Here is a 25,821-nt window from a genome sequence, read left to right as displayed (position 1 = left end):
ACTGCCTCTCCCCGGGAGGCGGCCGGGCCGCCGGCTCCCCCTCGTACAGTGCGGCGGCCTTGATCGCGCCGTTCGTCCTGCTGATCTGCCCGACACTCCGCGGCAGGGCGGACGGCGCGCGTGCCGTTGGGTCTTGGCCGGGTGGCGCCTGCGGGTGCGGGTGGCGCCTGCGGCGGGCTTGTCCCCTCCCCACCCCTTCCCGAAACCGGGGCAAGCCCCGGACCCCGTACCGCGCTTCGCGCGGTGTTCCGGGGGCTCCCCCCGCGCCCCCCGCGCCTCAATCGCCGGCGGGGCTGAGTGTGGCCGGTCCCGTCAGGGCTCCGCCCCGAACCCCGCGCCTCGAACTCCCCCTACGCGGCAGCCGTGGGAGGCCCTCCAGCGAGGCTGAAGTCGCCCGGCCGGGCTGATTGCCGCGCAGCGGCATGTCCAGCCCGGCCGGGGATTGAGGCCACCGCGCGAAGCGCGGTACCCGGTCCGGGGCGAAGCCCGAACACCGCCCGAAGGGCGGACCTAAGCCCCGTTCGGGGCCCGGGGCGGAACCCGTTCGGAGTCCGGAGCGGAGCCCCCGGCCTCGAGAAGGGGCGGGGAGGGGAGAACGCCCCGCGCAGCGGCAACCGGGGCAAGCGAAGGGCCCGGTCCGCCGGCGCACACGCGTCGGCGGACCGGGCCCCGAAGAGACGACCGGGGCTCACGCGCCCCGCAGCACCGCTCCTGTGCGCTCCGACGCCAGTGCCACCGCCGCGTCCCGCGCGGCCGACGCCTCGTCGACGGTCAGCGTGCGGTCCGCCGCGCGGAAGCGCAGCGCGTACGCGAGCGACTTGCGGCCGGCCCCGATCTGCTCGCCGGTGAAGACGTCGAACAGACGGATGGACTCCAGCAGTTCACCCGCGCCCTCGCGCAGCGCGGACTCGACGTCCGCAGCGGGCACGTCGTCGGAGACGACGAGCGCGACGTCCTGCGTGGCGACCGGGAACGTGGAGATCCGCGGAGCCTGGACGACGCCGGTCGCCGCCCGCTCCAGCACGTCGAGCTCCAGCTCCATCGCACAGGTGCGGTCCGGCAGATGCAGCGCCTTGACGACGCGCGGATGCAGTTCGCCCGCGTGGCCGACGAGGGTCTCCTCGCCGTCCACCACCGCGTACAGCGCGGCGCAGCGGCCCGGGTGCCACGGCGCGTGCCGGTCGGCGCGGATCGTCGGCTCGACGCCCGCCTCACGGGCGACCAGTCGGCCGGCCTCGATCGCGTCGGCCCAGTCGGCCGGGCGGCCCTTGCCCCACCAGCCGTCCTGCTCGCGGGCGCCCGCGAGGACGACGGCGACGCGGCGCGGCTGGCGGGGCAGTGCGGCGTCGAGCCCGGCGATCTCCTCCTCGGTGGGGCGGCGGTCGACGGGGAGCCGTACCGCGGGGCGCTCCTCGCCGGTGGGGCGGAAGACCAGACCGGTCTCGAAGAGCGCCAGGTCGTGGCTGCCGCGGCCGTCGTTGCGGCGTAGCGCGCCGAGAAGGCCGGGCAGCAGCGTGGTGCGCAGCGCGGGCTCCTCGTCGGAGAGCGGGTTGACGAGCCCCACGACCCGGCGGCGGGCGTCGTCCGCCTCCAGGCCGAGCCGGTCGAGGACCGGCTCGCCGATGAAGGGATAGTTCGGCGCCTCGACGTAACCCGCACCGGCCAGGGCCCGGCCGACACGCCGGTGCAGCCGCTGGCGGGCGGTGAGCCCGCGGCCGGACGGCGGCGTGGGCAGCGTCGACGGGAGGTTCTCGTAGCCCTCGAGCCGGATGACCTCTTCCGCGAGGTCGTTGGGCTCGGTGAGGTCGGGCCGCCACGAGGGGGCGGTGACGATGAGCTCGTCCTGCCCGTACACGTCGCAGCCGACCTCCTGGAGGCGGCGCACCACGGTCTCGCGGCCGTAGGTGACGCCGGCGACCCGGTCGGGATGGTCGGCGGGCATGGCGATCGTCCGCGGCACGCCGGGCGCGACGACCTGGGTGACGCCGCCCTCCGCGGTGCCGCCGGCGAGGAGCACCAGCAGGTCGACCGTGCGCTGCGCGGCAGCGGCCGCGGCCTGCGGGTCGACGCCGCGCTCGAAGCGCTTGGACGCCTCCGAGGACAGCTTGTGGCGGCGCGCCGTGCGGGCGATGGCGACCGGGTCGAAGTGCGCGGCCTCGATCACGACCTCGGTGGTGGCACCGGCGGTGTCGTCGTGGTCGGCGATCTCCGTGTCGGAGCCGCCCATGACGCCCGCGAGGCCGATGGGCCCGCGGTTGTCGGTGATGACGAGGTCCTCCGCGTCGAGCACGCGCTTGACCCCGTCGAGGGTGGTGAGCTTCTCGCCGGGCTCGGCGCGACGCACCCCGATCGGCCCGTCGAGACGGGAGCGGTCGTAGGCGTGCAGCGGCTGGCCCAGTTCGAGCATCACGTAGTTGGTGATGTCGACGGCGAGGGAGATCGGGCGCATTCCGGCCTTCTGCAGCCGGCGCTGCAGCCAGATCGGCGAGCGTGCCTCGGGCTCGAGGCCGACGACGGTGCGCGCGGTGAAGCCGTCGCAGCCGACCGGGTCGTCGACCTTGACGCCGTAGCCGTACGAATTGGGGCCGGGTACGTCGAGCAGCGCCGGGTCGCGCAGCGGCAGCCCGTAGGCGGTGGCCGCCTCGCGGGCGACCCCGCGCATCGACAGGGCGTAGCCGCGGTCGGGGGTGACGGCGATGTCGAGGACCTCGTCGACGAGCTGAAGCAGCTCGATCGCGTCGGTGCCGACCTCGTGCTCGGGCGGGAGCACGATGATGCCGTTGCTGCCGTCGTCGCCCATGCCGAGCTCGTCGCCGGAGCAGATCATGCCGTGGGACGTCTTGCCGTACGTCTTACGGGCGGCGATCGCGAAGTCGCCGGGCAGCACGGCGCCCGGGAGGACCACGACGACCTTGTCGCCGACGGAGAAGTTGCGGGCGCCGCAGACGATCTCCTGCGGCTCGCCGGTGCCGTTGGCCCGACCGACGTCGACGGTGCAGAAGCGGATCGGCTTCTTGAACTCCGTCAGCTCCTCGATGGTCAGGACCTGGCCGACGACGAGGGGGCCCTTGAGCCCGGCGCCGAGCTGCTCGACGGTCTCGACCTCGAGGCCGGCGGCGATGAGCTTGGCCTGGACGTCGCGGCCGGTCTCCGTCGCCGGCAGGTCGACGTACTCCCGCAGCCAAGAAAGCGGGACCCGCATCAGATCTCCATCCCGAACGGCCGGGTGAACCGGACGTCACCCTCGACCATGTCTCGCATGTCTTCGACGTTGTGGCGGAACATCAGCATCCGCTCGATGCCGAATCCGAAGGCGAACCCGCTGTACCTGGCGGGGTCGACGCCGCAGGCGGTGAGCACCTTCGGGTTGACCATGCCGCAGCCGCCGAGCTCGATCCAGCCCTCGCTGGAGCAGGTGCGGCAGGGCCGGTCCTGGTTGCCGACGGACTCGCCGCGGCAGACGTAGCAGACCATGTCCATCTCGGCGGACGGCTCGGTGAAGGGGAAGAAGTTGGGCCGCAGCCGGGTCTTCATGCCCTCGCCGAACAGCGCCTGGACCATGTGGTCGAGGGTGCCCTTCAGGTCGGCCATGGTCAGGCCCTCGTCGACGGCGAGCAGCTCGACCTGGTGGAAGACGGGGGTGTGCGTGGCGTCCAGCTCGTCGGTGCGGTACACCCGGCCGGGGCAGATCACGTAGACCGGGGGCTCCCGGTCGATGAGCGAGCGGATCTGGACGGGTGAGGTGTGGGTGCGCAGCACCACACCGGAGTCCGCGCCGCCCTGCTCGTCCTTGACGAAGAAGGTGTCGTGCTCGCCGCGCGCCGGGTGGTCGGGGCCGATGTTGAGCGCGTCGAAGTTGAACCACTCGGCCTCGACCTGCGGGCCCTCGGCGACCTCGTAGCCCATGGCCACGAAGACGTCCTCGATGCGCTCGGAGAGCGTGGTCAGCGGGTGGCGGGCACCGGCGGGGACGCGGTCGTGGGGCAGCGTGACGTCCACGGCCTCCTCGACGAGCACCCGGGCGTCGCGCTCGGCCTCGAGTTCGGCCTGGCGGGCGGCGAACGCCCTGCCGACCTCGGCGCGGGCCTGGCCCACGCGCTTGCCGGCCTCCGCCTTGGCCTGCGGCGGCAGTGCGCCGATCTCGCGGTTGGCGAGGGAGAGCGGCGAGGTGCCGGAGGTGTGCGCGGACTTCGCGTGTGCGAGCGCCTCGAGGGAGTCTGCGGCGGCGAAGGCGGCGAGCGCCTCGTCCCGCATGCGCTCGATCTCTTCCGGTTTCAGTGCCTCGACTTCAACAGGGTCGTACGACTTATTGGGTGCGGACATCTCTTCCCGTACTTCCGATGGTCTGGCTGGGGACCCCGCACGTCAGGGACGACCGAGGACGCAAAGGTGCCAAAGGTCGAGTCTAACGGGGTGTGGTGCGGCGAATGAGCCCGCGGGCCGCCCGGACCCTCCTGCGGCGGCCTTGGACGACCGCTAGAGGAGGTGTGCCGGGGTGCCGACGGGCAACGTAAATCGGAACTCGGCACCGCCGCCGGGTCCCCGGCCGACGGTGATCGTCCCGCCGTGCGCCTCGACGATGCCCTTGACGATGTACAGACCGAGGCCGGTGCCGCCGCGCTTGCTCCCCCGCCAGAAGCGGGTGAAGACTCGGCTCATCGACTCCTCCGGAATGCCCGGGCCCTCGTCGGTCACGGTGACGGCTGTGCCGGCACCGGTCTGCTCGCCTGCGGCTTGCGAGGGCGCTATGTCGATGGTGACAGTTCCCTCTCCGTGCCGCACCGCGTTTTCCAGCAGGTTGCCCAGCACCTGGTCGACCTTGTCGGGGTCGGCCCACAGATCGGGCAGCGGGCCGGTGACCCGGACGCGGAACCGGTCGGGGGCCTGGCCGGCGGCCACGTGCGCGTCGACGTGGCGGCGTACGGCGGCACCGAGGTCGACCGGCTGACGGCGCACCTCGAGGCGGCCGGAGTCGATGCGGGAGATGTCGAGGAGTTCGGCGATGAGGCGGGTGACACGGCCTGCGTCGGCGTCGACGGTCTCCAGCATCAGCCGCTTCTGGTCGTCGGTGAACCGTTCCCACTTGGCGAGCAGCGTGGCCGTGAAGCCCTTGACGGAGGTCAGGGGGGAGCGCAGCTCGTGGGCGACGGTGGCGATGAGCTCGGCGTTGCTGCGTTCGCTGCGGCGGCGGGCCTCCGTGCCGCGGAGGGTGACCACGAGCCGCCGCAGCGGCCCGGTGGGGAGGTCGCGCACATAGCGGGCCGAGACGAGGACCTCGCGGCCGCCGGGCAGCAGCAGATTGCGCTCGGGCTGGCCGACGCGGGTGGCGAGCCCGCCGTACGGGTCGGTCAGGGCCCACCAGCGGCGGCCCTTGAGGTCCTCGAGCGGCAGTACGCGTTCCAGCGGCAGCCCGATGGCGTCGGTCCTGGTGACGGCGGTGATGCGGACGGCGGCCTCGTTGAAGCAGACGACGAGGCCGCGCTCGTCGGCGATCACGAGACCGTCGGGGAGGTCGTCGGGGTCGACCCGGGACGGCTCGTGGCCCCACGGGGCCGCGTCCTGTGGCTCTGCTGCCGGCCTGCTGGTCCCGACCGTCATGTCCCCGTACCCCACCTCTCCGCCGGCGCAGTGGGCCCCCGAGTGCGTCACCCTACTAGCTGAAAGTGACGTCGCCGACCCCCTGAGCGAGTGGTCCTCAGGTCGCGGGGGCACCCTTGGCCCCGGCGCGCTGGGCGCGCGCCGACGCGTAGAGACATACGGCAGCGGCGGTCGCCAGGTTCAGGCTCTCGGCCTTTCCGTGGATGGGGACGCGTACGACGGCGTCGGCGAGCGCGCGGGTCTCCTCCGGCAGCCCCCATGCCTCGTTGCCGAAGATCCAGGCGGTGGGGCCGCCCATGGTGCCGGCGTCGAGTTCGTCGTCGAGGTCGTCCTCGCCCGCCCCATCGGCGGCGAGGACGCGTACGCCCGCCTCGCGCAGCCCCCGGACGGCCTGCTCGACGGGTACGCCTACGGCGACCGGCAGATGGAAGTGGGAGCCGACGGACGCCCGCACGGACTTGGGGTTGTAGAGGTCCACGGACGCGTCGGTGAGGATCACCGCGTCCGCCCCCGCCGCGTCGGCGCAGCGCAGCACGGTGCCGGCGTTACCGGGGTCGCGTACGTGGGCGAGTACCGCGACGAGCCTGGGCCGGGCCTCCAGAATGTCCTCGAAGGGGGAGTCGAGGAACCGGCAGACACCGACGAGCCCCTGCGGGGTGACGGTCTGGGAGACCTCGGCCAGCACGGTGTCCGCGGCGTGGTGGACGCGGGCTCCGGCAGCGAGGGCGGCGTCGACGATGTCGGCGTGGCGCTCGGCGGCCTCGACGGTGGTGAACAGCTCGACCAGTGTCGCTTCGCCGTCGGGCCCGCGGTGGGCGACGGCCTCTCGGACGGCCTGCGGCCCCTCGGCGATGAACAGGCGGTCCTTCCCCCGGAAGTTGCGCTTGGCTAGCCGCCGTGCGGCGACGACGCGGGGGGAGCGGGGGGAGATCAGCTCGGGGGTCGGCATGCGGCTCGACGGCCCTCTCTCACGGTCCGGTTTCGGGAAGTGTCTCGTTGCGTGCGGCCGGGCGGGCGCCGCGGGGCTTCGGCACCCGGCCGTGGGCCTCGGCGAGCGTGCCGAGGGGGCGCGCGAGTGTCGAAAGTGGAGGACACGCGGAGGTCCCGAGGAACGAGGGACCGAGCATGATCGACCGTCGACACTCCGCATAAAGCGCCCCGGTGGTGAAGCGAGCCCCCAAGAAAAACCGGACCCGCAGGCCGAGGGCCTGCGGGTCCGGTCGGCTCTGTGCGGGTGTCAGGCAGCCTTGGGGGCGTTGACGTCGCTCGGCAGGGCCTTCTGCGCGACCTCGACGAGCGCGGCGAACGCGTTGGCGTCGTTCACGGCGAGCTCGGCCAGGATCTTGCGGTCCACCTCGATGTTGGCGGCCTTCAGACCCTGGATGAGGCGGTTGTACGTCATGCCGTTCTGGCGGGCAGCGGCGTTGATGCGCTGGATCCACAGCTGACGGAAGTCGCCCTTGCGCTTCTTGCGGTCGTTGTAGTTGTAGACCAGGGAGTGGGTGACCTGCTCCTTGGCCTTGCGGTACAGGCGCGAACGCTGACCGCGGTAACCGCTGGCCTGCTCGAGGATCGCCCGGCGCTTCTTGTGGGCGTTGACTGCCCGCTTGACGCGTGCCACTTTTGACTCCTTGTAGCGGGGCCGCGGGTGTGCTCACACGGCCCGAAAACGAATTGGTCCCGGTCTCGGCGTCCCGTCCCCGTCACCGGGGACGCGGAACGTCACTTGCCGAGAAGCTTCTTGATCTTCTTGGCGTCGGCCGGAGCCATCTCCGCGTTGCCGGTGAGGCGACGCGTCAGCGTGGACGGCTTGTGCTCGAGCAGGTGGCGCTTGCCGGCACGCTCACGGAGCACCTTGCCGGAGCCGGTGATCTTGAAGCGCTTCTTGGCACCGCTGTGCGTCTTGTTCTTCGGCATAGCGCCGTATCTCCTCATCAGTGGCGCTCCCCCGGTGCGGGCACCGGACTGCGGGAGCGTCAGATCGTGGTTATGGATTCCGTGGTGGACCGGGGCTGCCGCAGGGGCAGCCCGTCGGTCATGCCTCGGACGGTGTGTCGGTCGGGGCGGCGGCGTCGACGCCTTCGCCCTCGTCCTCGTGCGAACCCTGGCGCTCCGCCTTGCGTGCGGCCTGGGCCTCACGCGCCTCGGCCATGGCCTCGGTCTTCTTCTTGTGGGGGCCGAGAACCATGATCATGTTTCGGCCGTCCTGCTTCGGGTTCGACTCGATGAAGCCGAGGTCCTCGACGTCCGCCGCGAGACGCTGCAGCAGACGGAAGCCAAGCTCGGGGCGGGACTGCTCGCGACCACGGAACATGATCGTGATCTTGACCTTGTCACCCTGCTTGAGGAACCGGACGACGTGACCCTTTTTGGTGTCGTAGTCGTGCGGGTCGATCTTCGGCCGGAGCTTCATCTCCTTGATGACCGTGTGCGCCTGGTTCTTGCGCGCCTCACGGGCCTTCATGGCCGACTCGTACTTGAACTTCCCGTAGTCCATGAGCTTGCACACGGGCGGGCGGGCGGTCGCCGCCACCTCGACGAGGTCGAGGTCGTACTCCTGAGCAAGCTCAAGGGCCTTGGCAAGCGGAACAATCCCGACCTGCTCGCCGCTGGGACCGACAAGTCGCACTTCGGGAACGCGAATCCGGTCGTTGATGCGGGGCTCGGCGCTGATGGATCCTCCTAAGTAGCATCACGCGGATGTCTGGCAGACAGCCGCGCACACGTCTGTTTCGTCAGACCAACCGCGCCGAGACGTCAAAAACGCCCCGGACGGGACACAGGCGGCAGCTCCGTGGATACCGGAGCACCGCCGCGGTCGACCGCGGGGCGCACATCGGGCGACTCCATCGTCCGTACGGAACGATGGTGGCCGCCTGACCGGTGACCCGCCGTCCCCAGGGGACGGCCAGGTGGGAGAATCGGAGCCTCCACTTGTGGGCTGGTCACGGACGTGTCCAGCCGGTCATCACACAAGGTTAGCAGCTCCCGGGGGCCGCTGCTAACCGGCGGTCGGGGCCGGGGCGCGCGCAGCGGGGCATATCGTGTGCCTCATGAGTGACGCGACCTCCCCCAGCGAAACACCCGGATCACCCGAATCGCCCGACTTCGATGCCATGGCGCGTGACATCGCCGAGGTCCCGGCCGTCGAGGTGATCGTCACGGTCGCGGTGAACCTGATGAGTGCGGCAGCGGTGAAGCTCGGCCTCACCGAGGACGCCGAGGACCACAAGGACCTGGACGAGGCACGCAAGCTCGTCCACGCCCTTGCCGGACTGCTCGACGCCAGTACGACGGAGATCAGCTCCTTCCACGCGGCGCCGCTGCGGGACGGTCTGAAGTCGCTCCAGCTCGCGTTCCGTGAGGCGTCGCTGGTGCCGGACGAGCCGGGTCAGGGCCCCGGCGAGAAGTACACCGGCCCCGTCTACGGCTGACCCGGCTCCTCCTGTTCCGCTTCCCTTACGTAGAAGGGCTCGCCCGGTGCGGCGGCCCCGGCCGGCAGCAGCGCCAGGTCGAGGCCCCGTACCAGGCGGGCCCTCAGTACGTCGTCGGCCGCCAGCGCCTGCGCGACACGCCGGCCGGCCTCCACGGGCGCCGTGTCCGCCGCCAGGACCAGCGCCAGCGTGCCGTCGGAGTCCCGGCCGCGACCGAGGTGGGCGCGCAGCACCGCGGGTTCCGCGGCGAGCGCCGTCCGCAGCGCTCCGGTGACCGCGGGGTCGACGAGCGGGTCGGTGCTCGTGCGGCCCTCGGCGAGAGCGAGCAGCGCGGGACCGTTCAGCTGGTACGTCACGGGCCCGGCCAGATCGAGGACAAGGGTGTCCGCCTTCTCGTGGGCGGCGGCCTGGAGCGCCTGGTGCAGAGGCACGGCGACGGGGCGGGCCTCCGGGTCCCACCGGGCGAGTGACGCGATCGAGGTGAACGCCGGGAGGGCGCGGCGGGAGCCGGCCGTGAGCGTCGGCACGGCCATGTCGCTGGTCTTCTCGCGGCGCAGGCCGGTCGCCGCGTCCTCCTCTACCTCGCCGAGCACGGCGACCACGGGAACCAGGAGCCGGGCGCCACGCAGCGCCTCCAGGACCGGCTGTTCGGCGGTGCGGTCCTCGGCCCAGGCGGCGAGTGCCGCCTCCAGGGCCGGGTCGGCGGTGCCGTCGTCGTCGGAGAAACCGGGATCGGGAATGTTCTTGAGCGCCACCCGACGAGCCTAGCGTCCTGCCGGTTCGGGCCTGCGGCCGGTCGAGGACGCGGGTACGCGGCGCCGGTCGGGGACGGCGCCGGTCAGGGACGGCGGGTGCGGCCGCCGCGCCAGAGGGCGACGGCTGTGGCCAACAGCAGAGCGCCGGCGCCACCGGCGGCCGCGGCCAGCCAGCCGCCGACACCGGCGTCCTCGTCGGCCGGCGTCGGGCCGGGGCCGAAGTACTCCTTGCCGTATCCCGCGGTGGCCGCCTTCAGGTCGCCGGGGCGCAGCTTCGCGCCCTCGGTGATCGCCGCCGCCGGGTCGACCATGCCGTAGCCCTTGGCGTCGTCGCGGCCGCCCTCGGGGGCGTCGCGTGCGGTGTCCATGAGGAGCTGCTTGACCTGGGCGGGCGTCAGCTCGGGATACGCCGAGCGTACGAGGGCGACCGCGCCGGACACGAAGGCCGCGGCGGCGCTGGTGCCCCACCCCTCGTAGTAGCGGCCGTCGGGGTCGGCGATCACGATGTTGACGCCCGGGGCGCTGACGGTGGCGTACCACCGGCGGGTGGAGAACGAGGCGTGGGTGCCCCACCGGTCGACGGCGGTCACCGCGATGACGCCCGGGTAGGCCGCGGGGTACGAGACGCGGTCGCCCTTCTCGCCGCCGTTGCCGGCGGAGGCGACGACGACCGAGCCCTTCGAGAGGGCGTACTGGACGGCCGCGTCCTCGGCGGCCTCGGGGTGGGCCGACTCGCTGTCGTCGCCGAGTGAGAGGTTGATGACGTCGGCGCCCTGGTCTGCCGCCCAGCGGATGCCCTGGGCCAGGGCGGTGCCGCGGGACTTGCGGGCCCGGTCGCGGGCCTTGTCACTGCCCTCGAGGATGACCCGGACCGGCAGGATCTTCGCCTCCGGGGCGATACCGAGCACGCCGGACTCCCGGCCCGGGCCGTGGCCGTGGCCCGCGACGATGCCGGCCATCGCGGTGCCGTGCCGCGCCCATGCGCGGTCGCCGCGGGCGGCGCCGAAGCCGATGAAGTCCTTGCCGGGCAGTACGGAACCGGCCAGGTCGGGGTGCAGGTCGTCCACGCCGGTGTCGAGCACCGCGACGGTCATGCCCTCGCCCTTGGTCGTCTGCCACGCCTGTTCCGTGTGCATCGCCTCGAGGCTCCACTGCTGGGCCCGGATGCCGTCGGCGTGCGCGGGGGTGGCGGGCAGCACGACGAATGCGGTGGCGGCGAAGGCGGCGACGAAGCGGAGGGCGAGGGGACGGCGGGTGGGCAGGCGTCTCATGGGGACCTCTCCGTGCCGTGGTCCGTGCCGTGGTCCGTGCCGTGGCCGGTGGCGCCGGCCGTGGCGCGGTCCTGACTCGCGTCCACGTCTTGGCTCCCGTCCCCGACCTCGTTCCCGCCCACGCTGCCGTCCTTGCCCTCGCCGACGGCGCGGCGCAGGCCCTCCTCGATGCGCTTCGCGACACCGGCGGCCTCATGGCCGAGCCCGGCCTGGGCGGGGGCGCTCGTCGCGCCCTTGGCCCGGGCGTCGTCGGCGGGTTGCGGGTCGCTGACGGCACGGCCGTCGGCGAATCCGGAGACCGCGTAGACGACGACGGGGGCCTCGGTCACGACCTTGACCGTCCAGCTGGCACGCTGGGCGCTGCCGAAACCGGCGGCGACGGTGCCCTTCGCCGGGAAGGTTCCGGGCATCAGGTCGGTGCGCTCGCCGAGCGACTCGGTCGTGAACCGGTTGTGCAGAGCGAGCATCCCCTGCCGGTCCGCCTCCGTGAAGACGAGCCCGACGGTGATGACGCTGCTGGCAGTCGCGTCGGTGTACGTGGCGCGCAGCACACGGGCGCAGCCCACGGGCTCGAGCGCCTTGGTGAGCAGCGGGTCGAGGGCGGCCGCGCAGTCGCCGTCGGGTGCGACGGCGATCCGCGTCCACATCCGGTCGGCACCGCCCGGGCCGGCGTCGTCGCCGGTGAGGGTACGGGGGAACAGGGTGTCCACGGGGACGCTGTGCCAGGCGGCGCGCACCTGTGCGTAGGTGGCGCCGTCCGCGGTGTCGGCGCTCGAGTCGCCGGTCAGCCAGGTGCCGGTGACGGCACCGCCGATCAGACCGAGCCCGAGCACGACGGAGACGAGGGCCCCGACGGTCCGCGCGGGATGCCGTGCGGGGACGGGTCGCAGCCGCGTGGTCATCTCGGCCGGTGTCTCCGGCGGGATCCACAGCTGCCCGGGCGGCCGCGGCGCATCGGGCCGCGGCGTCATGTCGACGCTGCCGACGGGGCGCGGTGGCCGTGGCGGGGGCAGCGGCCGGGACGGTGGCCGGTCGGTGACGGGGCGAAGCCGGGTGGTGGTCTCGACCTCGGGGATCGCCCCGTCGGCACGGACCGGTGGCGTCACCGGCCGTGCGGGCGGCGGCGTTCCGCCTGAAGGCCGGGCCGAGCCACCCGCCTCGCGCGGGGCCGCCGTCGCGCCTTCGACGCGGGCCTGCGGCACGGCGGGGGGCTGCGGCCCGGCGGGGCCAGTCGGACACCCGGGTGCCCGGCCGGCCTGGTCGGGCCGGGAAGCCCCTGCCCCTGCGGTACGCGGCGGCGGAGCGGGGTGACTCGGCGGGGAAGCCGGCCGCCCGGCGGACGGCTGCGCGGCACGGGAAGCCTGCCCCACGGAAGGCGTGACCGGACCCGTCGGGTGCTCCGGGTTGCCCGCGGAATCGGACCTGCGGGGCCCGGGGGCCGCCGGCCCGGAGCCCGGAGCGCTCGGACGCCCGGGTGTGCCGGACACCTGACCGGGACGGGCGTTCCCCGCGCCTTCGGCGCGCGACGCAGGCACGGCACGACCGCGGTCCGCAGCCGCCGGCCGCTCAGGCGCGCCGACGGCCCGGCCGGGACGGGACGGCTGAGCACCTTCCGCGTGCGGCGGGGATGGAGCCGTCGGCCGCTGAGGGGTCGGCGGGAGGCGGGTGTCGGTGGTGCTGTTGGACGGGCGCGGGAGCGATGCCGGCCGACCGGGTGCGGGAGTGTCCGGGGCGCGCCTTGGTGCGACGGGGTCGTCATGGCGGGGGGCCGCACCGGGGGGTGGCCGGTCGCCGGATGCCGGGCGGCGGGCCGCACCGGGCGCGGACCCGGTTGCGCCGTCATCGCGGGACGACGGATGCGACGGCGGGCCGGCGGCGTCCGGAGGCAGGAGCGCGTCCGAGATGCGGGAGCGGGGCGGGGGCTGCGGGCCGGAAGGGCGCTGTGCCTCCGTGCTCATGCCACCCCCTGTTGCTCGACCACGTCCCGCCGGCCTACCACCGCCCGGGGCAGGGCCGTTCATCACTTCGTGCCGTCACTCTAACGGGCACGGCCGACCACCTCGGCCACGCGCCGGTGGTCCGTGGGGATCTGCCCAGAACATCCCCTACCCCGGGGTAATCGTGTCTGGCAAGCTCGGTCCATGACTCCCCGTGCCGCTGACCGGGCCCGCTACGACAGGGCCACCGCCCATCTCGACGCACCGCTCGCGATCGTCGATCTCGAGGCGTTCGACGCCAATGCCCGAGATCTGGTGCGCAGAGCGGGCGGCAAGCCGGTTCGTGTCGCCAGCAAGTCGGTGCGCTGCCGGGCGCTGCTCGAACGGGTTCTGGCCATGGACGGGTTCGCGGGGACCATGTCGTTCACGCTGGACGAGTCGATCTGGCTGGCACGGGCCGGTTTCGAGGACGTGCTGCTCGCCTACCCGTCCGCGGACCGCGCGGGTTTCGCGGAGCTCGCGGGCGACCCCAAGCTCGCCGCCACCGTGACGGTGATGGTCGACGACCCGGCGCAGCTGGAGCTCATCGACCGGGCCCGCGCGGGCGGCACGGAGGAGATCCGGGTCTGTCTCGAACTGGACACCGCGCTGCGCCTGCTGGGCGGCCGCGTCCGGGTCGGCGCGCGGCGCTCTCCGCTGCGCGAGCCCGCTCAGCTCGCCGAGCTGGCCCGGTCCGTCACGCGTCGGCCGGGTTTCCGGCTGGTGGGGCTGATGGCGTACGAGGGGCATGTCGCCGGGGTGGGCGACTCGGTCGCGGGTTCGCCGGTGCGTTCGCGTGCCGTGCGGCTGATGCAGCGTGCGGCCCGTAAGGAGCTCGCGGCGAGGCGGGCCGCGGTGGTACGGGCGGTGCGGGCCGTGGCACCGGAGCTGGAGTTCGTGAACGGCGGCGGCACCGGGAGTGTGCAGCACACGGCCGCCGAGGACTCCGTCACCGAGATCGCGGCCGGGTCCGGGCTGTATGTACCGCGGCTGTTCGACAACTACACGTCGTTCACGGGGCGCCCGGCCGCCCTGTTCGCCCAGCCCGTGGTGCGCCGCCCCGGCGTGGGCGCGGTGACGGTGCTCGGCGGCGGGTACCCGGCTTCGGGTGCGGCAGGCCGGGACCGGCTGCCCGCGCCGTATCTGCCGGAAGGGCTGCGCTACGACCCTCAGGAGGGGGCCGGAGAGGTGCAGACTCCCCTGCTGGGGGCCGCCGCCGACGACCTGCTGTTGGGCGACAAGGTGTGGTTCCGCCACGCCAAGGCGGGTGAGCTGTGCGAGCGTTTCGAGGCGCTCCACCTCGTGGAGGGCGACCGGGTGACGGGCACCGCGCCGACGTACCGGGGTGAGGGACGCACTTTCCTGTGAAGACGGAGCGCGGCAGGCGCCGGGGCGGCCGTCAGCCGGGGCCGATGCTGCTGCCGACGCCGCCTCCGGTGGCGTCTTTGACGGGGCGGATGCCGGCCGCGATCTGGTCCATCACTTCGAGCCCGGGTGCCGAGGGGGCCGCGTCGAAGGCGAAGCGGACGACCATCAGCGCACCGGTGCCCGCGGGTGAGGGGAACGCGATCGTCTGGACGTAGCCGCCGGTTCCCTCGCCGGTGACGACCCGCCAGCGCACCAGGTAGCCGGCCTTTCCTGCGACGGCGTAGTTCTGGGACTCGAGGACCGTGTGCGACTCGATGCCGCCGTGGGGACGGCCGCCGAGCCTGTCCTCCCCGTACACGGCCTCCGCGGTCTCGGCGACGTCCTGTTCGGCGAGGGTCTTGGCCGTGGTGTCCGCCGACGGCACGTTCGCCGCGACGGACGACACCCGGGCGTGGCGGCAGAGGGAGGACCCGCCCGCCGGGCAGTCGTAGGTGTCGTCCGTGTAGATCGTCGCGCCCTCTTCGAGGGAGCTGTTCGCCCGGACCCACCCGTCGGGGATGGCGAGGGTGATGCCGTTGAGCTGGTCCTCGAGGACGGTGGCGTCCTCGGACGCGCCGGGCGAGGGACCGTCGCTGCTCTCCGGGTCCTGCGGGTCGTCCGTCGCCGCGGTGGGCCCGGCGCTGCTGCTCGGGGTGGCTTCGGGTGCGGAGCCGCCGTCGTCCCGGCCGAGGAGTACGGCGCCGCCCGCGACCGCGGCGACCAGCACCACGCCGGTGACGGACAGCGCGATCAGCCTCCTGTTGCCGCCGCCCCGGGTCCCGGTGGCGCCCGCCTGCCGCATCGGTACCGTGTGCGGCTGCGGGGGCCCGGACGACTGGCCCGGACCGTACGGCTGAGCGGGCCCCTGCGCGGCGGCGCCGGCCTGGGCCGCGCGGGAGTGCGCGGTCCAGACCGTGCCGTCCCACCAGCGTTCGGTGTGCGGCGCCTGGGGGTCCGGATACCAGCCGGGAGGGATCGTCATGCTCATCCCGCCACCCTATGGGCGGCCTGGGGACGGGCTAAAGAGGGGTGACGTACGCCCCGGAGATCCCGCCGTCGACCAGGAAATCCGTGGCGTTGACGAACGACGAGTCGTCGCTGGCGAGGAAGGCGACGGCGGCGGCGATCTCGTCCGCCTCCGCGAAGCGACCGGCCGGGATGTGCACCAGGCGGCGTGCGGCCCGCTCGGGGTCCTTGGCGAACAGCTCCTGGAGCAGCGGGGTGTTGACCGGCCCCGGGCACAGCGCGTTGACCCGGATGCCCTCGCGGGCGAACTGGACGCCGAGTTCGCGCGACATGGCGAGCACGCCGCCCTTGGAGGCCGTGTAGGAGATCTGGGAGGTCGCGGCGCCCATGATCGCGACGAAGGACGCCGTGTTGATGATGGAGCCCCGGCCCTGGCGCTGCATGTAGGGGATGGCGGCCTTGCAGCAGAGGTAGACGGAGGTGAGGTTGACCTCCTGGACGCGCCGCCACGCGTCGATGCCGGTGGTGAGGATCGAGTCGTCGTCGGGGGGCGAGATGCCGGCGTTGTTGAAGGCGACGTCGACGCTGCCGTAGGTGTCGTACGCCGTTTTGAACAGCGCCTCTACCTGCTCGGCGTCGGTGACGTCGACGCGTACGAAGGTGCCGCCCACCTCGTCGGCTGCGGCCTTGCCCGCCGTCTCGTCGATGTCGCCGCAGACGACGTTCGCGCCTTCGGAGGCGAGCCGGCGCGCGGCTGCCAGGCCGATGCCGCTGCCGGCGCCGGTGATCACTGCGGTGCGGCCTGCGAGGCGGCGGCAGAGCGGGGTCTCGGTCATGGTGTCTCAGTCCTCCGTGCTGATGAAGACGTTCTTGGTCTCGGTGAAAGCGGTGAGGGCGTCGGGGCCCAGCTCGCGCCCCAGGCCGGACTGCTGGTAGCCGCCGAACGGGGTCCAGTAGCGGACGCTGGAGTGGGAGTTGACGGAGAGGTTGCCCGCGCGGACGGCGCCGGAGACGCGCAGCGCACGGCTCACGTCGCGCGTCCAGACCGATCCGGACAGGCCGTACTCGGTGGCGTTCGCGAGCCGTACGGCGTCCTCCTCGTCCTCGAAGGGGAGGACCACGGCCACCGGCCCGAAGACCTCTTCGCAGGCGGCGGGGGCATCGGGGGCGAGGTCGGTGAGCACGGTCGGCGGGAACCAGAAGCCCGGCCCGTCGGGCGCGGTGCCCCGGATCGCCTTCGCGTCGTCGGGGACGTAACCGCGCACCCGGTCCAGTTGGGCGCGTGAGATCAGCGGGCCCATCTGCGTCTTCTCGTCGGACGGGTCACCGACGACGACCGATTCGACGGCGGGGGCGAGCAGGTCGAGAAACCGGTCGTACACCGACGCCTGCACGAGGATGCGGGTACGCGCACAGCAGTCCTGGCCGCTGTTGTCGAGGAACGACATGGGGGTGGCGGCCGCGGCGGCGTCGAGATCACTGTCGGCGAAGACGATGTTGGGGCTCTTGCCGCCGAGTTCGAGGGTCACCCGCTTCACGCGGTCGGCGCACTTGGCCATGATGTTCTTCCCGACCCTGGTGGAGCCGGTGAAGACGATCTTCGCGACGCCCGGGTGCTCGACGAGCGCGTTCCCGGCCACGTCACCGGCGCCGGGCAGCACCTGGAAGAGGTGTTCGGGCAGACCGGCCTCGAGGGCGAGTTCCGCGAGGCGCAGGGCTGTCAGGGGCGTGGTCTCCGCGGGCTTGAGCAGCACGGCGTTCCCGGCGGCGAGGGCGGGGGCGGTGCCCCAGGCGGCGATCGGCATCGGGAAGTTCCACGGTGCGATCACGCCGACGACGCCGAGCGGTTCGAGCAGGGTGATGTTGATGCCGCCCGGCACGGGGATCTGACGGCCGTTCAGCCGCTCCACTCCCCCGGCGGCGTAGTCGAGCAGATCGCGGACGTTGCCCGCCTCCCACCGGGCGTTGCCGATGGTGTGGCCGGCTTCGCGAACCTCCAGCCGGGCCAGTTCCTCGATGTGGCCGTCGACGACGGCGGCGAAGCGGCGCAGCAGCCGCGCCCGGTCCGCGGGGGCGGCGGCCGCCCACTGCCGCTGAGTCTTCGCGGCGCGGGCGACGGCGGTGTCCACCTCGGCCGGCGTGGTCGCGGGGACGGTGCGCACGATCTCTTCGGTGGCGGGGTCGAGTACGTCGTGGTGCGTGTACGCCAAGGGGTGCCTCACATGCGTTCGAAGGAGCGGCGGAGCTCCCAGTCGGTCACCGCGGAGTCGAAGGCGTCGAGTTCGACGCGCGCCATGTTGCGGTAGTGGGCGACGACCTCGTCGCCGAAGGCGGCCTTGGCGATCGGGCTGGTCTCCCAGAGTTCGGCGGCCTCGCGCAGGGTGGTGGGGACGTGTTCGTAGTCGGCGGAGTAGGCGTTTCCGGTGCAGGCGTCGGGCAGTTCGAGCCGCTGCTCGATGCCGTGCAGTCCGGCGGCGACGAGTCCCGCGACGGCGAGGTGCGGGTTGACGTCACCGCCGGGCAGCCGGTTCTCGAAACGCATCGAGCGTCCGTGGCCGACGACGCGCAGCGCGCAGGTGCGGTTGTCGACGCCCCAGGCGACGGCGGTGGGGGCGAAGGAACCGGGCCTGAAGCGCTTGTAGGAGTTGACGGTCGGCGCGTACAGCAGCGAGAAGTCGCGCAGTGCCGCCAGCTGGCCCGCCAGGAAGTGGCGCATGACGGGTGACATCCCGCCGGGGCCGTCACCGGCCATGACGCCCCGGCCGTCGGCGTCCTGGAGGGAGAGGTGGATGTGGCAGGAGTTGCCCTCGCGCTCGTTGTACTTGGCCATGAAGGTGAGCGAGACGCCCTCCTGGGCGGCGATCTCCTTCGCGCCGGTCTTGTAGACGGCGTGCTGGTCGCAGGTGACGAGGGCCTCGTCGTACTTGAAGACGATCTCGTGCTGGCCCGGGTTGCACTCGCCCTTGGCGGACTCGACGGTGAGACCGGCGCCGGTCATCTCGTTGCGGATGCGGCGCAGCAGGGGTTCGATACGGCCGGTGCCGAGGACCGAGTAGTCGATGTTGTACTGGTTGGCCGGCGTGAGGCCCTGGTAGCCGCTGTCCCATGCCTGTTCGTAGGTGTCCTTGAAGACGATGAACTCGAGCTCGGTGCCGACGTGTGCCGTGTATCCGTGCTCCGCGAGGCGCTCCAGCTGGCGGCGGAGGATCTGGCGGGGGGCGGCGACGACGGGCGAGCCGTCGTTCCAGGCCAGGTCGGCGACGACGAGTACGGTGCCCTCGTTCCAGGGGATGCGGCGCAGCGTGGTGAGATCGGGGTGCATGGCGAAGTCGCCGTAGCCGCGGTCCCAGGAGGACATCGCGTACCCGTCGACCGTGTTCATCTCGGTGTCGACGGCGAGGAGGTAGTTGCAGCCCTCGGTGCCGTGTGCGACGACCTCGTCGAGGAAGAAGGGGGCGGCGAACCGTTTGCCCTGGAGACGTCCCTGCATGTCGGGGAAGGCCAGGACGACGGTGTCGATCTCGCCGCTCGCCACGAGGGCCCGCAGCTTTTCGAGGGCGAGCGGTGGTTGTCGGTCTGCCACGGGATTGTTCCTCCTTGGGTCAGCCGGGAGTCATAAGGTATTGCTGAAGACCATTGCTTGGGAAGGGGAAACGGCGAGGTGACGAAGACAGAGGGCACGACGGACGGACCGGCGGACGGGCCGCAGGACCGGCTGACGCCCGTCCTGCGCCCCGTGCGCGCGGGCAACGGCTTCGAGGAGGCGCTCGAACAGATCCTCCAGCTGCTGCGCCTCGGACTGGTCCCCGGCGGGGAGCGGCTGCCGGCGGAGCGAGAGCTGGCCGAGCGCATGGGAATCAGCCGCGTCACACTCCGCGAGGTGCTCAAGGTCCTCACCGAGCAGGGCCTGGTGGAGAGCCGGCGCGGCCGCTACGGGGGAACGTTCGTGCTCCACCGCCCCGACAGCCCCGGCGAGGCCGAGCTGCGGCGCCGGGTGGCCGGCGTGGACGTCGAGGACACGCTGCGCTTCCGCGAGGTGCTGGAGGTGGGCGCGGCCGGGCTGTGCGCCGCACACGGCCTGACGGACGAAGGGGCCGGGCAACTGCGGAACGCGCTGACCGCGACGCACGACGCCCCGCTGCCGGAGTACCGCAGACAGGACACGCTGCTGCATCTCACGCTGGCCGAACTCTCCGGCTCCGCCTCGCTCACCGCCCAGTACGCGGCCGTGCGGGCCACCCTGAACGACCTGCTCGACTGCATCCCGCTGCTGGTACGGAACCTGGAGCACTCGCAGCACCAGCACACGGCCCTCGTCGAGGCGGTACTGGACGGCGACCCGGACGCGGCGCGCGAGGTGATGCGGGAGCACTGCGAGGGGACCGCCGCACTGCTGCGGGGCTTCCTGCCGTGACGGGGCGCAGGGGCCGGGCGGGTGCACCTGCGTCCGGTGGCGTGGCGGGACGAGCGGGGCGCGGCGGGACGGGTGGGGCGCGGTCGGCGCCGGACGGCGATCCGTAACGCCGGCTTTACGCAGAGGGCTTGCGCTGCCGCCGCCCGGCCGCAAAGGTGTCCGCACAAACCTTTGACCGAGCCAGGAGCGACCATGGCCGACGGCACCACATCGCGCACCCCGTCCCCCGCTCTCCCGTCGTCCGGGCCCGAAGGCCCCGAAGGGGACGCGTATCTGAACCGGCGCACCCTGCGCCGGGGCAGCGCCGGCTGGCTGCTGCTGACCGGCCTCGGCGTCGCGTACGTCGTCTCCGGCGACTTCTCCGGCTGGAACATCGGACTCTCCAAGGGCGGCTTCGGCGGGCTCGCCGTCGCCACCCTGCTCATGGGCGCGATGTACGCCTGCCTCGTCTTCGCACTCGCCGAACTGTCCGCGATCCTGCCCACCGCCGGCGGCGGCTACGGCTTCGCCCGCCGCGCACTCGGCCCCTGGGGCGGCTTCCTCACCGGCACGGCCATCCTCATCGAGTACATCCTCGCCCCCGCCGCGATCTCCATCTTCATCGGCGACTACGTCGAATCCCTGGGGCTCTTCGGCCTGGAGTCCGGCTGGCCGGTCTACCTGGCCTGCTTCACGATCTTCATCGGCATCCATCTGTGGGGTGTCGGCGAGGCGCTGCGCTTCAGCCTGGTGGTGACCGCGATCGCCGTCGCGGCACTGCTGATCTTCGCGGTGGGCGCGTTCACCGAGTTCAGCGGCGGAGGTCTGAACGACATCCCCGTCGACACGGAGGCGTTCGGTGCGAACTCCTGGCTGCCCTTCGGCCTGCTGGGCATCTGGGCCGCGTTCCCCTTCGGCATGTGGTTCTTCCTCGGAGTCGAGGGCGTGCCGCTCGCCGCGGAGGAGGCGAAGGACCCCGTGCGCTCCATGCCGAAGGCGCTGTCGATCTCCATGGGCGTCCTGGTGCTGCTCGCGCTGCTGACCTTCTTCGCGGCGAGCGGCGCCCGCGGCTCCGCAGCGATCCAGGAAGCCGGCAATCCGCTGGTCGTCGCACTGCAGGGCGACGGCGAGCCCACCGCGCTGAGCCGCTTCGTGAACTACGCGGGCCTCGCCGGTCTCGTGGCCTCGTTCTTCTCCCTGATCTACGCGGGCTCCCGGCAGCTCTTCGCCCTCTCCCGCGCCGGGTACCTGCCGCGCTTCCTGTCCCTGACCAGCCGCCGCAAGTCCCCCTACCTCGGGCTGCTCATCCCCGGCGCGATCGGCTTCGCGCTGGCGGCGGGCACCGGGAACGGCGCGCGGATGCTGAACATCGCCGTCTTCGGTGCGACGATCAGCTACGCGCTGATGGCCCTGTCCCACATCGTCCTGCGCCGCCGGGAGCCGCGGCTGCCGCGCCCCTACCGCACGCCGGGCGGTGTCGCCACCTCCTCGGTCGCCTTCGTGCTGGCGCTGTCGGCACTGGTGGCCACATTCCTCGTGGACAAGGACGCGGCGTTCCTGGCGCTCGGTGTGTACGCCGTGGCGCTCGCCTACTTCGCGTTCTACAGCCGCCACCATCTGGTGGCCAGGGCGCCGGAGGAGGAGTTCGCGGCGCTGGCGGCCGCGGAGGCCGAACTGGAACGGAAGTAGACCGGACGCCGGACGAAGACGGAGGCGGTGGTGGTGGTGTCGCAGCCACTGATCGGGATCAGTACGTACTGGGAGGGCGCCGCGCGGTGGGGCGTGTGGGAGCTGCCCGCCGCGCTGCTGCCGGCCGGATATCCGCGCCTCGTCCAGGCGGCGGGCGGCCTCGCGGCGATGCTCCCGCCGGACGAGCCGGCCCTCGCCGAGTCCGTGGTGGACCGCCTCGACGGCGTCGTCGTCGCCGGCGGCCCGGACGTGGCGCCTGAGCGGTACGGCGCGGAGCGCGATCCCCGCACGGGCCCGCCGGCGCCCGAACGGGACGCCTGGGAACTCGCCCTGATCCGGGCGGCCCTCGCGTCCGGAACGCCGCTGCTGGGCATCTGCCGCGGTATGCAGCTGCTGAACGTCGCACTCGGCGGGACGCTGGTTCAGCATCTCGACGGGCACACCGAGAGCGTCGGCGTCTTCGGCACGCACACGGTGAAGCCGGTGCCGGGCACGCTGTACGGCTCGCTGGTTCCGGAGACCTCCGCCGTCCCGACGTACCACCACCAGTCCGTGGACCGGCTGGGCCGGGGGCTCGTGCCGAGTGCGTACGCGGAGGAGGACGGGACGGTGGAGGCGGTCGAGCGGGCGGAGGCCGAGGCGGGGGCGGGGTGGGTGCTGGGGGTGCAGTGGCACCCGGAGATGGGTACGGACGGCCGGGTGATGGCGGGCCTGGTACGGGCGGCCTCCGCGTAACCCTCCGCTGCGCGGTGCCGTCCCCCGCCCCCGCCCTTCGCGAACGAACCTGGCTCCGCCCGAACCCGTGCCTGGACCGCCGGCGGGGCTGTGTCCGCCGGTCCGCTCAAGGCTCCTTCCCGAACCCCGCGCCCCGCGTCAGCCCCGCGTCAGCCCCAGCAGGTCCCGCGCCGGACCGGTCGGCCGCTGGGCGTGGGGCCAGACGGCGCGCAGGTCTCGTTCGAGGGCCACGCCCTCCACCGGTACCCGCGTCAGGCGGCGCGAGGACAGCTCCTCCGTCACCGCGAGCTCGCTCAGGACCGCCGGGCCCGCCCCGCTGACGGCCGCCGCCTTCACCGCCGTCGTGGAGGCGAGCTCCATCAGCGGCGCGGAGAGCCCGCCGTACCCGGAGAGCGCGGAGTCGAGGACCTGCCGCGTACCGGACCCCCGTTCCCGCAGCACCAGCGGCGTCCGGGCCAGTTCCTCCGGTGTCAGCGGGGCCCGGCGCCGACGGGCCCAGGGGTGGCCGGGGGCCACGACGACGAACAGCCGGTCGTGGCCGATGACCGTGCCGTCGAGGCCCTCCGGGACGGAGAGGCCCTCGACGAAGCCGAGGTCGGCCTCGCCGGACAGCAGCCGCTGCGCCACCGCCGAGGAGTTGCCCGCGATCAGCGAGACCGCCGTGTCGGGGCGGCCCGCGCGCAGCGCGATCAGCCAGCCGGGCAGCAGGTACTCAGCGATCGTCATGCTCGCGGCGACCCGCAGCCGCGAGTCGCGGCGGCCCCGCAGCGCCTGGGCGCCCGCGTCGAACGCCTCCGCCGCCTCCACGATCCGCCGTGCCCAGTCGGTGACCAGGGCTCCGGCCTCGGTCAGCCGGGAGCCGCGCGGGGAGCGGTCGACGAGGGCGACGCCGAGCTGGCGCTCCATCGAGCGGATGCGGCTGCTCGCGGCGGGCTGGGTGATGCCGACCTCGCGGGCGGCCCGCCCGAGGCTTCCGTGCCGGGCCACCGCGAGCAGCAGTTCCAGCGCCCCCAGGTCCGGCACCCGGTGGTTCAGCGGCACGCGCGGCTCTTCGGTCATAAGACCAGCTTATGAGGCGATAGCGACAGGCTCCCTGGTGGGGTGGGACCGCGTCGGCGAACGTGAGCTCATGGTCACCGCCGTACAGCCCCGCCCCCTCGCTCCCCGGCCGGTCCGGGCCCCTGACGCGCACCGTGTGCCGTCGCTCCGGCATCTCGGACCGAACTGGTACGCCGCCGTCATGGGGACGGCGATCATCGCGAGCGCCGGGGTCGCGCTTCCCGTGGACGTCCCGGGTCTGCGAGCGGCGTGCACCGGTGTCTGGGCGCTGTCCGCCGCACTGCTGGCCGTCGTGCTCACCGCCCGGGCGGCGCACTGGGTCCACCACCGGGACCAGGCCCGCGCCCATCTCCTCGATCCGGCCGTGGCCCCGTTCTACGGATGCCTTTCGATGGCGCTGTCGTCCGTCGGCGCCGGCACGCTGACGCTCGGCGGAGACGTGGTGGGCCCGGGCGCGGCGACCACGGCCGGGTTCGTCCTGTTCGCGACGGGGGCACTGCTCGGCCTGGTGATCGCCGTCGCCGTGCCGTATCTGATGATCGCGCGTCACCGGATCGCGCCGGGCGGCGCGTCGCCGGTGTGGCTGCTGCCGGTCGTCGGGCCGATGGTCTCGGCCTCGACGGGGCCACTGCTGGTGCCGCGTCTGCCGCCCGGCCAGTGGCGGGAGGCGGTGCTGCTCGCGAGCTGCACCGTGTTCGGTCTGAGTCTGCTGGCGACCCTGCTCGTCCTGCCGGTGGTCTTCGCGCGGCTCGTGCACCACGGCCCGCTGCCGCTCGCCCTGACCCCTTCGCTGTTTCTCGTCCTCGGCCCGCTCGGCCAGTCGACGACCGCCGCCGACAAGCTGGCGGACGCGGCGCCGCTCGCGCTCGGCCCGGGGTACGCGTCCGGGTTCGGCGTGCTGGCCGTCGTCCACGGTGTGCCGGTGATGGGGTTCGCCCTGCTGTGGCTGGTGCCGGCGGCGGCGATGGTCCTGCGGGCCGCCCGGCGCGGCATGCCGTTCACGATGGGCTGGTGGGCGTTCACCTTCCCGGTCGGCACGTGCGTGACGGGCTCGGCGGCGCTCGCCGAGCGTACGGGTCTGGTGGCGTACGAGTGGCTTGCCGTCGCGCTCTACGCGTTCCTGGCCACGGCGTGGGCGGTCGCCGGAACGCTCACCGTGCGCGGTCTGCTGCGCCGGGAACTGCTTGCCGCGCCGCGCGGAGGGCCGCGCCCAGCACCGCGGGCGCCTGGCCGAGAGACGGCCCGTACCAGGTGAGATGCCGCCCGTCGACGAGCGCGGCGGGCAGCCCCGGGAAGGCTTCCGGGCCGTCGTCGGCGGTGAAGCGGTACGGCTCGTCGGGCAGGACGACGGCCTGGGCGCCGCCGGCCCGCAACTCGTCCAGCGGGATGCGCGGATAGCGCTCGGCGTGCCCGGCGTACAGGTTGACGACGCCGAGCCGGGCGAGCACGTCGCCGGCGAACGTGTCGCGGCCGAGCACCATCCACGGCCGCCGCCACACGGGCACCACGGCCCGCAGCCGCGGCAGTGGTTCGACCGCCGCCCATGCCTCCTCCGCCGCGTCCAGCCAGCGCGGTCGCGCGAGGTTGCATCCGGTCACCAGCACCCGCTCCAGTTCCCGGAAAGCCTGGTCGAGGTCCCGCACCTCGGTGACGAGCACCTCGGCGCCCGCGTCACGCAGCGCGGCCAGGTCGGGCGCGCGGTTCTCCTCCTCGTTGGCGACCACCAGGTCGGGCCGAAGGCGGAGCACCGCCGCCACGTCCGGGTTCTTCGTGCCGCCGATCCGCCGGGCGTCGAGAGCGGGCGGATGGCTGCACCAGTCGGTGACGCCGACAAGGAGGCCGGGCGCGGTGACGGCGATCGCCTCGGTCAGCGAGGGCACCAGGGACACGACGCGCACCGGGGCCGCCTCAGCCGCGCGGGTCGCTGGTCGTGGCGACGTGTTCGGAGACGGCGACGACGAGGATGCGGGTGTCGGGGGTGGTGGCGCGCCAGCGGTGCCGTACGCCGCCGGACAGGAAGAGCGCGTCGCCGGGGCCCAGCCGGTAGGCCCGGCCCTCCGCCTCCACCTCTACGGCGCCGTCCGCGACGTACAGCAGCTCGTCGTTGCGGTGCTCGAACTCGCGGCCGGTCTCGTGCTCCCCGGTGAACTCCAGGGCGTTCAGCTGGTGCCGTCCGCGGACCAGGGCGCGGATGCCGTCGCCGGGCCCGGAGGTGCGGGCGTCGTCGCCGGCGCGTACGAGGTCGACGGTGCGTCCCGCGTCGGAGGCGGCGAGAAGCCGTTGCGCGGTGGTGTCGAGGGCGTCGGCGACCCGCTGGAGGGAGCGCATGCTGGGCCGGGCCCGCTCGTTCTCGATCTGGCTGAGGAAGGGCACCGAGAGACCGCTGCGTGCGGCGACGGCGGCCAGTGTGAGGCCGAGGTTCCTGCGGCGTTTGCGCACGGCCGCGCCCACCCGGAGAGGTTCTTCCCTCTCCTTGGCGTCCTTGGCGTCCTTGGCGTCCATCGCGTCCATCGTGTCCATGGGCCGGGCTCCCCTCCC

General features: G+C 73.2%; 23 protein-coding genes. 6 read left to right on the top strand and 17 right to left on the bottom strand.

The annotated features are described in order from the left end of the window. Positions 1-688: 688 nt before the first annotated feature. The 7 genes from pheT to infC form a co-directional block, all read right to left on the bottom strand. Entirely contained in the window at positions 689-3,202 is a 2,514-nt protein-coding gene (gene pheT, locus AB0903_RS02235) for a phenylalanine--tRNA ligase subunit beta (RefSeq protein ID WP_366698067.1), read from the bottom strand. Next, positions 3,202-4,323: a phenylalanine--tRNA ligase subunit alpha gene (gene pheS, locus AB0903_RS02230; RefSeq protein ID WP_366698065.1), complete on the bottom strand. Its 1,122-nt coding sequence runs from the start codon at positions 4,321-4,323 to the stop codon at positions 3,202-3,204. The genes pheT and pheS overlap by 1 nt, the downstream gene beginning before the upstream one ends. A gap of 153 nt (positions 4,324-4,476) precedes the next feature. Next, positions 4,477-5,598 (bottom strand): ATP-binding protein, encoded by a 1,122-nt coding sequence (locus AB0903_RS02225; protein WP_366698063.1) that lies wholly within the window; start codon positions 5,596-5,598, stop codon positions 4,477-4,479. A 97-nt stretch (positions 5,599-5,695) separates the two neighbouring features. Further along, positions 5,696-6,547 (bottom strand): RNA methyltransferase, encoded by an 852-nt coding sequence (locus AB0903_RS02220; protein ID WP_366698061.1) that lies wholly within the window; start codon positions 6,545-6,547, stop codon positions 5,696-5,698. A gap of 288 nt (positions 6,548-6,835) precedes the next feature. Continuing rightward, positions 6,836-7,219 (bottom strand): 50S ribosomal protein L20, encoded by a 384-nt coding sequence (rplT, locus tag AB0903_RS02215; protein ID WP_018103794.1) that lies wholly within the window; start codon positions 7,217-7,219, stop codon positions 6,836-6,838. 101 nt (positions 7,220-7,320) lie between these two features. After that, positions 7,321-7,515 carry a 50S ribosomal protein L35 gene (gene rpmI, locus AB0903_RS02210; protein WP_100106297.1) on the bottom strand — a complete coding sequence of 65 codons (195 nt, stop codon included), beginning with the start codon at positions 7,513-7,515 and terminating at the stop codon, positions 7,321-7,323. Positions 7,516-7,633: 118 nt separating this feature from the next. Beyond that, positions 7,634-8,272, bottom strand: a complete 639-nt coding sequence (infC, locus tag AB0903_RS02205; RefSeq protein ID WP_366698399.1) for a translation initiation factor IF-3 — start codon at positions 8,270-8,272, stop codon at positions 7,634-7,636. Between the two features lie 379 nt (positions 8,273-8,651). On the opposite strand from infC, the gene AB0903_RS02200 reads away from it, so the two are divergent. Then, positions 8,652-9,032 (top strand): DUF1844 domain-containing protein, encoded by a 381-nt coding sequence (locus AB0903_RS02200; protein WP_366698058.1) that lies wholly within the window; start codon positions 8,652-8,654, stop codon positions 9,030-9,032. Here the strand turns inward: AB0903_RS02200 and AB0903_RS02195 are convergent. The 3 genes from AB0903_RS02195 to AB0903_RS02185 form a co-directional block, all read right to left on the bottom strand. Continuing rightward, complete coding sequence (locus tag AB0903_RS02195; protein WP_366698056.1) at positions 9,023-9,787, bottom strand: SseB family protein; 765 nt, start codon at positions 9,785-9,787, stop codon at positions 9,023-9,025. The genes AB0903_RS02200 and AB0903_RS02195 overlap by 10 nt on opposite strands. 83 nt (positions 9,788-9,870) lie before the next feature. Continuing rightward, positions 9,871-11,058: a type VII secretion-associated serine protease mycosin gene (gene mycP, locus AB0903_RS02190; protein ID WP_366698054.1), complete on the bottom strand. Its 1,188-nt coding sequence runs from the start codon at positions 11,056-11,058 to the stop codon at positions 9,871-9,873. Next, positions 11,055-12,029 carry a hypothetical protein gene (locus AB0903_RS02185; protein ID WP_366698397.1) on the bottom strand — a complete coding sequence of 325 codons (975 nt, stop codon included), beginning with the start codon at positions 12,027-12,029 and terminating at the stop codon, positions 11,055-11,057. Before AB0903_RS02185 ends, mycP begins: the two co-directional genes overlap by 4 nt. A 1,170-nt stretch (positions 12,030-13,199) precedes the next feature. Between AB0903_RS02185 and AB0903_RS02180 the strand changes: the two genes are divergently transcribed. Continuing rightward, positions 13,200-14,402, top strand: coding sequence for an amino acid deaminase/aldolase (locus AB0903_RS02180; protein WP_366698052.1), 1,203 nt, complete (start codon positions 13,200-13,202; stop codon positions 14,400-14,402). Positions 14,403-14,433: 31 nt separating this feature from the next. On the opposite strand, the gene AB0903_RS02175 is transcribed toward AB0903_RS02180, so the two are convergent. Genes AB0903_RS02175 through AB0903_RS02160 form a run of 4 tightly spaced genes read right to left on the bottom strand, consistent with a single transcriptional unit; the run spans position 14,434 to position 18,990 of the window. Further along, on the bottom strand, positions 14,434-15,429 hold the full coding sequence (locus AB0903_RS02175) for a DUF2510 domain-containing protein (RefSeq protein ID WP_366698050.1): 996 nt from the start codon (positions 15,427-15,429) through the stop codon (positions 14,434-14,436). Positions 15,430-15,460: 31 nt separating this feature from the next. Further along, on the bottom strand, positions 15,461-16,243 hold the full coding sequence (locus AB0903_RS02170) for a 3-oxoacyl-ACP reductase (protein ID WP_366698048.1): 783 nt from the start codon (positions 16,241-16,243) through the stop codon (positions 15,461-15,463). A gap of 6 nt (positions 16,244-16,249) precedes the next feature. Then, the gene (locus AB0903_RS02165; protein WP_366698046.1) at positions 16,250-17,617 is read right to left on the bottom strand and encodes an aldehyde dehydrogenase family protein; all 1,368 of its coding nucleotides are present in this window, start codon (positions 17,615-17,617) and stop codon (positions 16,250-16,252) included. An 8-nt stretch (positions 17,618-17,625) separates the two neighbouring features. Beyond that, positions 17,626-18,990, bottom strand: coding sequence for a glutamine synthetase family protein (locus AB0903_RS02160; protein ID WP_366698044.1), 1,365 nt, complete (start codon positions 18,988-18,990; stop codon positions 17,626-17,628). A gap of 78 nt (positions 18,991-19,068) precedes the next feature. Between AB0903_RS02160 and AB0903_RS02155 the strand changes: the two genes are divergently transcribed. The 3 genes from AB0903_RS02155 to AB0903_RS02145 all read left to right on the top strand — a co-directional run bounded on the left by AB0903_RS02155 (position 19,069) and on the right by AB0903_RS02145 (position 22,224). After that, positions 19,069-19,821: an FCD domain-containing protein gene (locus tag AB0903_RS02155; RefSeq protein WP_366698042.1), complete on the top strand. Its 753-nt coding sequence runs from the start codon at positions 19,069-19,071 to the stop codon at positions 19,819-19,821. A gap of 192 nt (positions 19,822-20,013) precedes the next feature. Next, complete coding sequence (gene eat, locus AB0903_RS02150; protein ID WP_366698040.1) at positions 20,014-21,489, top strand: ethanolamine permease; 1,476 nt, start codon at positions 20,014-20,016, stop codon at positions 21,487-21,489. Between the two features lie 36 nt (positions 21,490-21,525). After that, positions 21,526-22,224 carry a gamma-glutamyl-gamma-aminobutyrate hydrolase family protein gene (locus AB0903_RS02145; RefSeq protein ID WP_366698395.1) on the top strand — a complete coding sequence of 233 codons (699 nt, stop codon included), beginning with the start codon at positions 21,526-21,528 and terminating at the stop codon, positions 22,222-22,224. 138 nt (positions 22,225-22,362) lie between these two features. On the opposite strand, the gene AB0903_RS02140 is transcribed toward AB0903_RS02145, so the two are convergent. Then, a complete protein-coding gene (locus AB0903_RS02140) occupies positions 22,363-23,283 on the bottom strand; it encodes a LysR family transcriptional regulator (protein ID WP_366698038.1) in 921 nt (306 codons plus the stop codon). Positions 23,284-23,353: 70 nt separating this feature from the next. On the opposite strand from AB0903_RS02140, the gene AB0903_RS02135 reads away from it, so the two are divergent. Then, complete coding sequence (locus AB0903_RS02135; RefSeq protein WP_366698036.1) at positions 23,354-24,538, top strand: TDT family transporter; 1,185 nt, start codon at positions 23,354-23,356, stop codon at positions 24,536-24,538. Here the strand turns inward: AB0903_RS02135 and AB0903_RS02130 are convergent. Further along, positions 24,435-25,181 (bottom strand): helical backbone metal receptor, encoded by a 747-nt coding sequence (locus tag AB0903_RS02130; RefSeq protein WP_366698034.1) that lies wholly within the window; start codon positions 25,179-25,181, stop codon positions 24,435-24,437. The two genes, AB0903_RS02135 and AB0903_RS02130, sit on opposite strands and share 104 nt — an antisense overlap. Before the next feature lie 10 nt (positions 25,182-25,191). Further along, positions 25,192-25,785, bottom strand: coding sequence for an XRE family transcriptional regulator (locus AB0903_RS02125; RefSeq protein WP_366698393.1), 594 nt, complete (start codon positions 25,783-25,785; stop codon positions 25,192-25,194). Between the last annotated feature and the right edge of the window lie 36 nt (positions 25,786-25,821).

This window comes from Streptomyces sp. NPDC048389, from assembly GCF_040706335.1.
Lineage (GTDB): Bacteria > Actinomycetota > Actinomycetes > Streptomycetales > Streptomycetaceae > Streptomyces.
The sequence above is the reverse complement of the archived record's forward strand: the minus strand, read 5'-3'. Positions and strand labels throughout refer to the sequence as shown.

Bases quoted from the DNA above. Each gene is read 5' to 3' on its own strand.
- pheT (WP_366698067.1), bottom strand. From the start codon at position 3,202: ATGCGGGTCCCGCTTTCTTGGCTGCGGGAGTACGTCGACCTGCCGGCG.
- pheS (WP_366698065.1), bottom strand. From the start codon at position 4,323: ATGTCCGCACCCAATAAGTCGTACGACCCTGTTGAAGTCGAGGCACTG.
- AB0903_RS02225 (WP_366698063.1), bottom strand. From the start codon at position 5,598: ATGACGGTCGGGACCAGCAGGCCGGCAGCAGAGCCACAGGACGCGGCC.
- AB0903_RS02220 (WP_366698061.1), bottom strand. From the start codon at position 6,547: ATGCCGACCCCCGAGCTGATCTCCCCCCGCTCCCCCCGCGTCGTCGCC.
- rpmI (WP_100106297.1), bottom strand. From the start codon at position 7,515: ATGCCGAAGAACAAGACGCACAGCGGTGCCAAGAAGCGCTTCAAGATC.
- AB0903_RS02200 (WP_366698058.1), top strand. From the start codon at position 8,652: ATGAGTGACGCGACCTCCCCCAGCGAAACACCCGGATCACCCGAATCG.
- mycP (WP_366698054.1), bottom strand. From the start codon at position 11,058: ATGAGACGCCTGCCCACCCGCCGTCCCCTCGCCCTCCGCTTCGTCGCC.
- AB0903_RS02185 (WP_366698397.1), bottom strand. From the start codon at position 12,029: ATGACGCCGCGGCCCGATGCGCCGCGGCCGCCCGGGCAGCTGTGGATC.
- AB0903_RS02180 (WP_366698052.1), top strand. From the start codon at position 13,200: ATGACTCCCCGTGCCGCTGACCGGGCCCGCTACGACAGGGCCACCGCC.
- AB0903_RS02175 (WP_366698050.1), bottom strand. From the start codon at position 15,429: ATGAGCATGACGATCCCTCCCGGCTGGTATCCGGACCCCCAGGCGCCG.
- AB0903_RS02170 (WP_366698048.1), bottom strand. From the start codon at position 16,243: ATGACCGAGACCCCGCTCTGCCGCCGCCTCGCAGGCCGCACCGCAGTG.
- eat (WP_366698040.1), top strand. From the start codon at position 20,014: ATGGCCGACGGCACCACATCGCGCACCCCGTCCCCCGCTCTCCCGTCG.
- AB0903_RS02140 (WP_366698038.1), bottom strand. From the start codon at position 23,283: ATGACCGAAGAGCCGCGCGTGCCGCTGAACCACCGGGTGCCGGACCTG.
- AB0903_RS02135 (WP_366698036.1), top strand. From the start codon at position 23,354: ATGGTCACCGCCGTACAGCCCCGCCCCCTCGCTCCCCGGCCGGTCCGG.
- AB0903_RS02125 (WP_366698393.1), bottom strand. From the start codon at position 25,785: ATGGACGCCAAGGACGCCAAGGACGCCAAGGAGAGGGAAGAACCTCTC.